Annotated in this window: 10 protein-coding genes; all 10 read left to right on the top strand. The window is 55.4% G+C overall.

What is annotated here, in order from left to right:
• Positions 1–376: hypothetical protein (locus O6944_10045; GenBank protein ID MCZ6719477.1), on the top strand; the 376-nt coding region annotated here is incomplete at its 5' end.
• Between the two features lie 6 nt (positions 377–382).
• Entirely contained in the window at positions 383–751 is a 369-nt protein-coding gene (locus O6944_10050) for a general secretion pathway protein GspB (GenBank protein ID MCZ6719478.1), read from the top strand.
• Complete coding sequence (gene mshL, locus O6944_10055) at positions 748–2,532, top strand: pilus (MSHA type) biogenesis protein MshL (protein MCZ6719479.1); 1,785 nt, start codon at positions 748–750, stop codon at positions 2,530–2,532. Before O6944_10050 ends, mshL begins: the two co-directional genes overlap by 4 nt.
• Positions 2,533–2,610: 78 nt before the next feature.
• Positions 2,611–3,483 carry an AAA family ATPase gene (locus O6944_10060; protein ID MCZ6719480.1) on the top strand — a complete coding sequence of 291 codons (873 nt, stop codon included), beginning with the start codon at positions 2,611–2,613 and terminating at the stop codon, positions 3,481–3,483.
• 62 nt (positions 3,484–3,545) lie between these two features.
• Entirely contained in the window at positions 3,546–5,114 is a 1,569-nt protein-coding gene (locus O6944_10065; protein ID MCZ6719481.1) for a tetratricopeptide repeat protein, read from the top strand.
• Positions 5,111–6,916, top strand: coding sequence for an ATPase, T2SS/T4P/T4SS family (locus O6944_10070; protein ID MCZ6719482.1), 1,806 nt, complete (start codon positions 5,111–5,113; stop codon positions 6,914–6,916). The genes O6944_10065 and O6944_10070 overlap by 4 nt, the downstream gene beginning before the upstream one ends.
• 148 nt (positions 6,917–7,064) lie before the next feature.
• Positions 7,065–8,303: a type II secretion system F family protein gene (locus O6944_10075; protein MCZ6719483.1), complete on the top strand. Its 1,239-nt coding sequence runs from the start codon at positions 7,065–7,067 to the stop codon at positions 8,301–8,303.
• 138 nt (positions 8,304–8,441) lie between these two features.
• Positions 8,442–9,071 carry a hypothetical protein gene (locus O6944_10080; GenBank protein ID MCZ6719484.1) on the top strand — a complete coding sequence of 210 codons (630 nt, stop codon included), beginning with the start codon at positions 8,442–8,444 and terminating at the stop codon, positions 9,069–9,071.
• A 340-nt stretch (positions 9,072–9,411) separates the two neighbouring features.
• A complete protein-coding gene (locus O6944_10085; protein MCZ6719485.1) occupies positions 9,412–9,855 on the top strand; it encodes a prepilin-type N-terminal cleavage/methylation domain-containing protein in 444 nt (147 codons plus the stop codon).
• A gap of 100 nt (positions 9,856–9,955) precedes the next feature.
• The coding region (locus O6944_10090) for an O-antigen ligase family protein (protein MCZ6719486.1) at positions 9,956–11,005 on the top strand (1,050 nt) is incomplete at its 3' end.

Genomic DNA, 11,005 nt, shown 5'->3' on the forward strand with positions numbered 1-11,005 from the left:
GGCAAAGGTTTTGGAGACGGTGCTGAAGCAGAGTGACGGATTGAACTTCGTGCGACTTGAGGGGCTTGGTGTTGAACCCCTCGTCGAGAAGAGCTCCGTCGAAAATTTTATTGATGAGGTGCAAGGCGCGATGCTAACAACAGAGGAGAAAGGCCTATCGCCGGATAGGACGCTGCAAACGGCATACCGGCACGGGCTACGGATCGAGTTTGAAGGGGGCTATTTGGATACCCTGGATTACCTGCGCAAGCTCGAGGCGCTACCGTGGGCGTTTTTCTGGGATAAGATCGATTATCAGGTTGAGGAATATCCGAAGGCGCTGAGCTCAATCACCATATATACATTAAGTCTTGATGAAAACTGGATAGGCGTATAAGGGTCGATGAAGGTTTATGCGGCGATGCTGACGCTTGCATTCATTAGCGGTCAGGGAGTTACGGCACCACTGCCGGACCCAACGCGGCCGCCCACCTATTCTGCGGCACCTCAGTCCCAGGTCGTCATCGATGATGGCAGCGAGCGGGTCGGTTGGAAGGTGACCGGGATTACCATCTCGCCATCGGGACGCCGCGCGATCGTAAACGGCCAGATGGTCACGCCTGGCGATAAGTTGGGGCCTGCAACCGTATTGGAAATCTTGCCGACGTCGGTGGTTCTCGATCATGGCGGTGATCGTGTCACCGTGAATCTCGTGCAGCAGGTCGTAAAAACCCCGGTGGGCGAAGCCCCCGCTGAAGGAGAGCGTGAGTGAGGCCAGGCGACGGCATCGTTAGGCGATTGCTCTTGCTCATCGGCATCATGCTGGCAGTGAGCGCCTGTGAGTTATTTGCGCCCCCTCGTTCCGGCCCGTTGGATTCGTTTGAAGAGGAGGTTAAGGAGGACATGACGGTGGAACCTGTCGAGGAGGGGGTCCCTGACATGGTTTCCGAAGCCTTGCTGCCCTCAATTGGCCTCCAGCCGGTGGACACATTGGAGTTGGTCGATGACCAGCGTTTTGACATCTCCGTCTCCGGCGCGCCCGCCGAGCAGTTTTTTATGAGCCTTGTGGAAGGCACCGAGTACAACATGGTGGTGAATCCAGAGGTCAGTGGCCTCATTTCATTGAACCTCAAGAATGTCACCATCCCCGAGGTCATGGGGATAGTGAGGGACGTCTACGGGTTTGAATACGAGCGCATGCCCTACGGTTTCCATGTGTTGCCCGGAAGAATGCGCGCGCGCATCTATCAGATCAATTTCCTCAACGTACGGCGTAGCGGTAGCTCATCCACCTTTGTCAGTTCCGGCTCCCTAACAAGCGGAGGAGGCGCAGTTTCTGCATCCGTGGATGATGTGACCCCAACACAAATGGGTCTTGGCGGCGGGGGCGGGCAAAGCATCCCCGGTACGTCCATATCGACGGTGCAGCCGGTGACGACCTTTTGGGATGAGATACAGGTCTCCATCGAGGCGATCATCGGTGGCGGCGAAGGGCGAAGCGTCGTCGTCAACCCCCAGTCGGGTGTGGTGGTGGTGCGCGCACTGCCCAATGAGTTGCGCGAGGTGGAGAGTTTCATCTTGGCGACCCAGTTGATCGTGCAGCGCCAGGTGATCCTGGAAGCGAAGATCCTCGAGGTAGAGCTGAGCGACGAATTTCAGTCGGGCATCAACTGGGCGGCCGTTATCGGCAATGCCACCCTCGGCCAGACCGGCGGCGGCACCGCCGTCGGCCCCACTGGTCTCGGGATTAGCGATATCGCCGGCGAGACCGGCAATCTTAATCCGGCTGCCTTCTCCGCCATTTCCGGTAACCTGGCCTCGGCCTTTGGCGGCATCTTTTCGCTGGCTATCGATCGGGCTGATTTCAAGGCCTTTATTGAACTGCTCCAGCTCCAGGGCAATGTGCAGGTGCTCTCGAGCCCACGTATCGCGACCTTGAACAACCAGAAGGCCGTCATCAAGGTCGGCCAAGATGAGTTCTTTGTCACTGACGTGTCCACCACCACGATAACAGGTACCACCACCACATCGACACCCAACATAGAGCTGACGCCGTTCTTCTCGGGTGTTGCCCTTGATGTTACGCCGCAAATAAGCGAGACAGGGGATGTCATGCTGCATATCCACCCGTCGGTGACCCGAGTCCAAGACCAGCAGAAGGTTATCGAGGTGGGTGGCGAAGTGCAAAGGTTGCCGCTGGCGCTGAGTCAGGTGCGCGAGTCGGACAGCATCGTGCGGGCCCGCTCGGGTCAGCTGGTCGTGATCGGTGGCCTGATGCAGGAGCTGCAGAACGATGAGGACGCGAAGACGCCGGGCTTCGGTGACCTGCCCATTTTTGGGGCATTGTTCCGTCAGCGATCACGCCAGTCGATCAAAAGTGAACTTGTCATCGTCTTGCGCCCGATCGTTGTGGAGGACGGACAGCAGTGGGCAGACGCCCTGCAACGGGCGACTCGGTCATTTGAGCATCTGAGAGAAGACGTAGATGCGACCGGAGAAATAGGCATGTTGCCGCAGAGGGGAATCAATGAAGGTTTCGGTGAGATGGAATGACGTTGAAGGGTTGGGATCTAGAAATGCCCATGATCCTGACGAAGCATTATGGCTGCAATGAATCAGTGAGGTGGTGTTGTGTATCTTGAGCATTTTGCGTTGCGCGATTTCCCTTTCGCCATCACACCCGATACCAGCTACTTTATGAACCGCGCGGGTTATCAGGACGCGCTTAACGTGTTGCTGGTTGCGCTGCGTAGTGGTGAGGGATTCGTAAAGATTACCGGTGAAGTTGGCATCGGTAAGACGCTACTGTGCCGCAAATTACTCAACACATTAGGCGCTGACTTCGTCAGGGCCTATATTCACAATCCGTACCTTGAACCCGCCTCGCTGTTACTCGCGATCGCGGATGAGCTTTCCGTGACTTATGAAGAAGGGATTAGCCAGCACTTTTTAATCAAACGGATCGCCAAAGCGCTTTTGGATTACTACCGCGATAAAAAGCAGGTGGTTCTGTGCCTGGATGAGGTGCAGGCCATGCCGGTTGAGACGCTTGAGACCTTGCGGCTTTTGACAAATCTCGAAACGGAAAGGCGTAAGTTGCTACAAGTTGTTCTATTTGGTCAGCCAGAACTCGATGCCCTGCTCAAACAACCGTCAGTACGTCAGTTACGGCAAAGGATTACATTTTCATACCGCTTATTACCGCTGAACCGGGTTGCCTTGCTGGCCTATGTCCGCCACAGACTTGCGATTGCCGGTTATCGTGGGAAAGATTTGTTTACCAGGGGTGCGCTGCACCTGCTGTACAAGGGAAGCGAGGGGATTCCGAGACTCATTAATATTATTTGCCACAAGGCGATGATGTTGGCCTATGGTAAAGGGGACCTGATTGTTACGCGAGCACACATGCGCGTGGCTGTAGAAGATACAGTTGAAGCCCAGCGTATTGAAAGGTCCTGGGTTACTACGTTGTTTCCGACCTTCACTCGCTGGCTACACGGCTAGCGCGGCCCAATCGTCCTGCTCAAGTTGGGGTTGTCATTTGAACAGCCGGTAGTGCAATCGCGATGAGCCTCATTAATCAAGTGCTGAATGATTTGGACGGGCGTCAGGCGAGCCTGAAGGGCGCTGACGGCAAGCCGCTTAGCGATTTGCAAGCGGCCAATGGCATTCATAGGCCCAATCGCTCATTCAAGATCCGTATGGGGATCGTCTTGCTGGTGTTATTCGTTGGCCTATTGGTATGGATCCTGACCGGTCAGGGGATCCCCCTCCAGTGGTTTGAGACAGAGCCCGGCGAATCCCTGATGCCGCTTGATCAGTCGCCCAAGATAATCGCCACACCGCGCCCAGAACCCGCCCCAGATGCGGGAGTGGAACCGCAGCCTGAAGTTGTGGTCACCGAATTTGAAGCGATGGAAGCCGCGGTGCTCGAGGTCCCCGTGAGCCCCGAAGAGCGCATTGATGCCAGCACCCCGTTTGTCATGGATCTGACCCTCGCCGCGGTCAGGCCGGAAGCCAAGCTGACCGAGTCAGAGAGTACGGCATCTTCCCCGCCTACCGCCGAGGCCGACCGTGGGGCGGATGCACCCGCCGAGCGCATCGAGATCAGCGACCTGACTATAACCGAGCACGATGGGCGGATTGGAATCGCGATGGAGCTGAACGGCACACCCGAATATAAAGTGTACGTGCTGACAACGCCGCACCGGGCGGTGTTGGATCTCGTGAATGTCCAGTTAACGGGCGAACTGCCTCGAGATTTTGGCGAGCATTTGCTGCTTGCCAACGTCAGGGTTCGCGAGTCGGACGGGAATGAACTAAAGTTCGTTTTTGACCTGAATGATGCGGTACGTGTTGAACGGGCCGATCTGTTAACGGGCGCACAAAACACAAGGCTCGCGATTGACTTGGTGCACGAAACGGCCGTTACTTCTGATGTGCAAACAATAGAATCGCAACGGAAACCGCAATTGTTGAGTTATGCGGATGATTCGCCGGAGCCGGCTCTGGTCCGTGGGGTCGTCGATAAAACGCCTCGGAAACCTGATCCCGTTGAGCGCTCCAAGGAGTCTTACCGGGATGCACTTGCGCTATACCGCCAAGGCCGCCTCTTGGATGGCAATGAGCATCTCCGCCGGGCGCTCGAGCTTGATCCTAGAAACGTGAAGGCGCGAATCTATTTGGCCACACAGTATCTGGGGCAGGGGGGACGTCATGAAGCCGAGCAGCTTTTAGCCCAGGGGATCGAGCTAACACCGGACAATGCGAAACTTGCCAAATTCTATGCCCGTTTGCTCGTTGCCAAGGGCAATGTCGACAAGGCGCTTAGCGTGCTGGAGGACGCACAACCGGATGTTGTGCAGGATCCCGAATACCATGCATTCATGGCTGCCTTGTATCAACGATTGGGCCGGCATGAAGAGGCAGTCACTGCTTATCGCAGGGTCGTGGAGGTGCGCCCTGATAGTGGCGTGTGGTGGATGGGTCTGGCGATATCGCTGGAGGCCATGGGTGACGACGACGTTGCCATCGTGGCATATAGAAAGGCCCTTAATGGACATGCTATGACGGCGGATCTGCAGCGCTATGCGAGTGAACGGATTGCGGTTCTTTCGATGCACAGAGATTCATGAATCAACGCCGCAAAAAATTGCGCCTTGGCGACCTGCTTGTTGAGCACAAGGCGATATCGCAGGTACAACTTGAGGCTGCACTCGCGGAGCAGAAAAAAAGCGGACGCAAGCTCGGCATGATCCTCGTAGAAAGTGGCGCTATTGATGAAGACACCTTGCTGAAATATATATCCAAGCAATTACGCGTTCCGTTCATCGATCTACGACACTACAAATTCAACCCGGAAGTCATTCGCTTGGTGCCTGAAGTTCATGCCCGGCGTTTTCGGGCGATCCCCCTTGAGGGAACGCGCGGCGGAGGCGGTGATCATGGGATCTTGGTCGGCATGGCAGATCCCACCAATATCTTTGCCTACGATGCGTTGTGCAAACTGCTAAAACGGCCTATTCGATTAGCCCTGGTTCGTGAGTCGGATGTCCTCCGTACCATTGACATGGTCTATCGGCGGACTGCCGAGATCTCAGGACTTGCAGGAAAGTTAGGTGACGAGCTGGCGGCGGGCGAGACTGCACTTGATGAGGGGACGGATGCTGATGTCGCCGATGCGCCGGTGGTCAAATTGTTTGAGTCACTGTTTGAGGATGCAATTCAGGTCAGGGCTTCCGATATTCATATTGAGCCGGATGCGAATGTGTTGCGGATCCGACAGCGTGTTGACGGCGCATTGCAAGAGCACGTCATGAATGAGACTCGCATTGCGAACGCGCTGGTGTTGAAGATGAAACTGATGGCAGGACTCGACATCTCCGAAAAGCGCTTACCGCAAGATGGGCGTTTCACCATGAACGTGAAAGGCAGGAATATTGATGTTCGGCTTTCCACCATGCCCGTTCAGTACGGGGAATCGGTCGTCATGCGCCTCTTGGATCAGACCGAGGGAACGCTGGATCTAGATCACCTTGGCATGCCTGATGACATCAGGGTGCGCTTTGAGCGTTCGGTGAGGAGAAGCCATGGCATGATGCTAGTGACGGGTCCCACGGGTAGTGGCAAGACCACGACACTCTATGCTGTACTCATGCTCCTCAATACACCGGAAAATAAGATCATCACAGTCGAAGACCCGGTGGAGTACCGGCTTCCGAGGGTCAATCAGGTACAGGTCAATTCAGCTATTGGACTCACGTTCGCACGGGTGTTGCGATCGTCATTGCGCCAGGACCCCGACATCGTGATGGTAGGTGAGATGCGTGACGAAGAGACGGCGGAGATCGGCCTAAGGGCAGCCATGACAGGGCATATGGTGCTATCGACCTTGCATACCAACGACGCTATTAGCACAGTGAATCGTCTCGTGGATATGGGTATTAAGCCCTATTTACTTGCTTCGTCACTTCAGGCCATCCTTGCGCAGCGACTCGTCCGGCGTGTCTGTGAAAGCTGCGCCGAGCCCGCAAAGCTTGATGGGCGTGAGCTTGCATGGTTGCGTGCCAACGGCATCGATGTTGACAAGGCCCTGGCAGCGAAGTTTAAACAGGGAGCAGGCTGCGCCCATTGCAACAACACTGGCTACCTGGGACGCGTCGGTGTCTATGAGCTCTTGGAGATTGACCCGGAGATGGCGACTATCCTCGGACACGGTGATACGGCCGGATTTGCCGCGCTAGCACGGAAGGCGTCCGGCTACCGACCCCTCGATCAGATCGCGCTCGAGTATGCGATGCAGGGTATCACGACCATGAGCGAGGTCATACGTGTTTCAGCGGATCTGGAAGCGGTGGTGGACGAAGAGGCGATTCAGGAGGCGGGGAACCTGGCCGTTGAAGCGAGCAGTGTCGCTAAATTGACACCAAGGGCATAAAAGGACTATTCCAGCGGGTTTGTTTAAGACGTGTCATTACATCGTGTTTTGTTAAATCCGTACTGATTCTTGGCACCAAGTACCCAACAGTTTGACGATATGGCGCGTTATAGCGGCATCTTGCAAGGGATCAACCAACTAATCAATCATGCCACTTTATCATTATAAAGGCCGTAGTGGCCGAGGTGACTTAATCCAGGGCGACATCGATGCAGGCTCTGCCGATGCCGTGGCCACACAATTGCTGAACAGTGGCATCACCCCAATCGACATTGGGGAAAGAATCCTGCGGCAGGATAGGGATAAGCTCGGGAAAGTCCTCGCGCGCCTTAATTATAAGCCGCCCGACATCACGGATCTTGCAATGTTTAGTCGGCAAATGTACACGCTGATGCGCTCGGGCGTGCCCATCACCAAGGCGCTGATGGGTCTTATCTCTTCTGCACGGAATCCTGGGCTAACTGATGCATTGAGAGATATTCAGGCCAGTCTTGAGACAGGACGAGACCTCTCAACCTCTATGGCGCGACATCCCAAAATATTTTCTACGCTCTATTCCAGTATGGTACGCGTCGGTGAGGAGACGGGCCGATTGGATGAAGCGTTTCTCCGCATCTCGCAATTCCTTGAGTTTGAAAAGGATACCCGTGATCAAATCAAGACGGCATTGCGTTATCCGATGTTTGTCGGGATTGCAATTGCCATTGCAATCAGTGTGATTAACATTTTTGTCGTTCCTGCGTTTGCCAAGGTCTTTGAACGGCAGCATGCGGATTTACCTTGGCCGACGCGTGTGATCATTGGCACATCGGATTTTACTGTGAATTATTGGCCTTCGATCCTCGTGGGTTTAGCGGTCTTCATCGTTGCTTTCCAGTTGTACATCAAAACGGAGCAGGGTCGTTATAATTGGGATAAGCTGAAACTCGCGTTCCCCATCATCGGCAGTATCATCAAACGCGCAACCCTTGCACGTTTTGCCCGCGCGTTCTCTATGGCGCTGGGGTCCGGCGTGCCGGTGATTCAGGCGCTGACTGTGGTGGCAAAAGGGCTGGATAATGAGTATGTGGGGGATCATATCCTGCGCATGCGAAACGGCATCGAGCGAGGAGAGACGTTGACCCGCACCGCGGGCGTCACGGATATGTTCACCCCCATGGTATTACAAATGATTGCCGTCGGCGAAGAGACGGGTAACTTGGACGAGTTACTCTCGGAGGTTGCCGGTTTTTATGAACGGGAGGTGAACTACGAGGTTAAAAACATGAGTGCTGCCATCGAACCGATCCTGATCACGGCGATCGGGTTTGTGGTATTGGTTCTGGCACTGGGCGTATTCTTGCCCATGTGGGATCTGGCGACCATCTCGACAGGTGGCGCCCACTGATTTAGGGCGTTCTCATGGCTGGCACATGAAATTTTTTTAACGTCTGACTCATCGCGAGCCCATTTGAGCTCAGCAAGTGCAACAGCGCAGAAACGGAACTGGCCTAAATAGCGTTGATTTCGGCTCTCATCACGGCGGTTGTGGGTCAAGCGCACGTATGTCATCGTCGTCCTTCTCGCTGCCATGATCGATGTGGCCCTGATCTGTCTCTTTATTCTTAGTGTTGTCACCTTGTTGGCAGGCGTCTTGATGTTTTTTGCGCCGGGCAGCATCGTGCGTGCGGGGAATGTCTTGAACCGATGGATATCATTCGACCGGTGGCTGTCGCCCTTGGAAAGCCCTTGGCTGATCGAGCGCTATTTTTACCGTAAGCATGTGTTTGTCGGTGCCGTCATTGTCATAGCAGCCCTCTATACGCTGTTGATGCTGCTCATCAATTTCGAAGGCGTAGGCGCTGCCTCAAAATCCCTCGGCGTGCACGAAGACAGCATCATGACCTGGCTTGTGGAAAGCGTCGTGATGTTTGTCATTCTGGGCAGCTTCTGCACGCTCATTATCGGCATCATCGTCATTGTCCGGCCGAGCATCCTCAAAGGATTTGAGTCCTGGATGAATCGGTGGATTAGGACCGATAGGGTGCTTGACGCGTTAGATGCACCCCATGGGGAGCTGGATCGGCTCTTTTCCTATCGGCACCGCCTGGTGGGGCTGATGGTCATGGCGGGGAGCCTCTACGTGACGGCGACGGTTTTGGCCTTCCTGCGCTAGTCCGTGGTCAAAACTGTGACAGGGTTCACAGATCACACGGTCCTCAATGACCCCGTTGTGAGCGCTTTTCCATTTTTATTTTTTCTTCCAGCCTACCCAAAAGTGTGACGGAGTTCACAAATTGCGCGGTGAAAATCGGCTCCCATGGTATCTACTTGCGCGCCGAAAAAGTCTGTGATCCGCTTCACAGATCGAACGATCCGATCAACCTAAGACCTTGAATATACGGCAGTACTCAGCCATGCTTACGCCATCGGAGCAGGCTGCGGCAGGCTCTGTCCCTTGAGCCCCTGGGCTCTATCATTTCTCGAATTGGGCTGCGGCCCAAAGGAGAGTCGACATGAAAATCAAACAGCAGGGTTTTACCCTCATTGAGCTGGTTGTCGTGATCACCATCTTGGGGATCCTGGCGGCCTTTGCCCTTCCCCGTTTTGCGGGTCTTGAAATCGAGGCCCGTAAGGCGACCGTCGATGGGCTCGCCGGTAGCGTACGCAGTGCCGCGGCGCTCGCCCATTCCTTGCAGCTTGCACAGGCAGGTACAACGGGCGCTTCGGTCACGATGGAAGGCCAGGTCATCACTATGGTGAACCGTTACCCAACGTCCAATGCGGCCGGTATTGAAGCCGCGTTGCAGGATATCACCGGTTTTACCGGGGTTGATAATGCTGGCGACTGGGAAATCCAAAAGGACGGTGCGAACGACCCAACGCAATGCAACGTGCTCTATGCTGCGGCGGGCGTGGGTGCATCGCCCACCATTACGCCCGACAAATCTGACTGCTAACCCGCTGCCTGTCATGACGCGATAAGCGACTGGTCGGCCCAGCCGACCCAACTCACCCAGGGGCCGGCTTGCCGGCCCCTGCTTTTTCTAAATCACCTTCATGGGCGGCATTACCGCGTCTCACAGCGCCTTGCGAGCGATGCTTAAAGCCCGACTTCTCCTGATCACGCTGCCCGTCGGCCTGGCCATGGGCGCCATCATCACGGCCATTGTCTTGGCTGACGCGGGGTTTGTTGGTGTTGCCCTCGCGACACCCCTGCTCCTGATCCTGTTAGGCGTTGCGCTTTGTGCTTCCTATGAGCGCGGTGTGAGACTTCCCTTGAACCCGGTCAGTGTCCCCTTGAGTCTCTTCTGGCTGTGGATGGGGGTATCCGTTTTTTTCAGTCCGGTCGAGTATGTGAGCCTCATGGGTTTTTTCTTGGTGGGCAGCCTGCCGCTCGCATTCTGGCTGTATACCTGGCTGCCAGACCCGGAGCGGTTCTGGCGAGGGTTTGTGCTTGTGCTTATCGGGCTTTCGCTGGTGCTGGTATCGGTGTCACTCTATCAGAATCTTATTGCGCATATGCGCCCGGAGTCGTTCTTCGTCCAGCCCAATACCAACGCCGCTTTTCTAAACCTCATCGCTTTACCCTTGTCCGCTTATTTTCTGCTGAAGGCGAAGGCCGAACGGAGATCCATTCGGCTCCTCTTGCTGGGACTCTTGCTCTTTTGTTTGTATTACGCGATTGCAGTGACCTTGAGCCGCGGCGCGTTATTGGGTTTTTGGGCGGGCATTGCCGTGTTGGTGCTGTCAGCAGTTCGGCGTGTGCCCGTGCGCTACCCTGCCATTGTCATGGTCTTGGCATTCGCCGCATTCGGCCTTGCCAACCTCCAAACAGGCGGGGTGCTGACGGATCGGCTCGATAGCGCCCTGGGTTCCATGCAGGTTTTGATGGACCCGAGTGATGGGCTCAGCGAGTCGGGTGGGTCCATCCATGAACGTTCCGTGATCTGGCGCGCCTCGGCAGAGCTCCTTCGCGATGCCCCGTGGTATGGGCTGGGACCCTCGGCGTTCGGTCTCGCCTATCCGGCCTATAGCCCTGTCGAAGATCACAGTTCATTGCAGTACGTTCACAACGATTACTTACAGTTCTGGATCGAACTGGGTTAT

The organism is Gammaproteobacteria bacterium (assembly GCA_027296625.1).
GTDB lineage: Bacteria > Pseudomonadota > Gammaproteobacteria > JAKEHO01 > JAKEHO01 > JAKEHO01.

Bases quoted from the DNA above. Each gene is read 5' to 3' on its own strand.
- O6944_10070 (MCZ6719482.1), top strand. From the start codon at position 5,111: ATGAATCAACGCCGCAAAAAATTGCGCCTTGGCGACCTGCTTGTTGAG.
- O6944_10050 (MCZ6719478.1), top strand. From the start codon at position 383: ATGAAGGTTTATGCGGCGATGCTGACGCTTGCATTCATTAGCGGTCAG.
- O6944_10065 (MCZ6719481.1), top strand. From the start codon at position 3,546: ATGAGCCTCATTAATCAAGTGCTGAATGATTTGGACGGGCGTCAGGCG.
- O6944_10085 (MCZ6719485.1), top strand. From the start codon at position 9,412: ATGAAAATCAAACAGCAGGGTTTTACCCTCATTGAGCTGGTTGTCGTG.
- O6944_10075 (MCZ6719483.1), top strand. From the start codon at position 7,065: ATGCCACTTTATCATTATAAAGGCCGTAGTGGCCGAGGTGACTTAATC.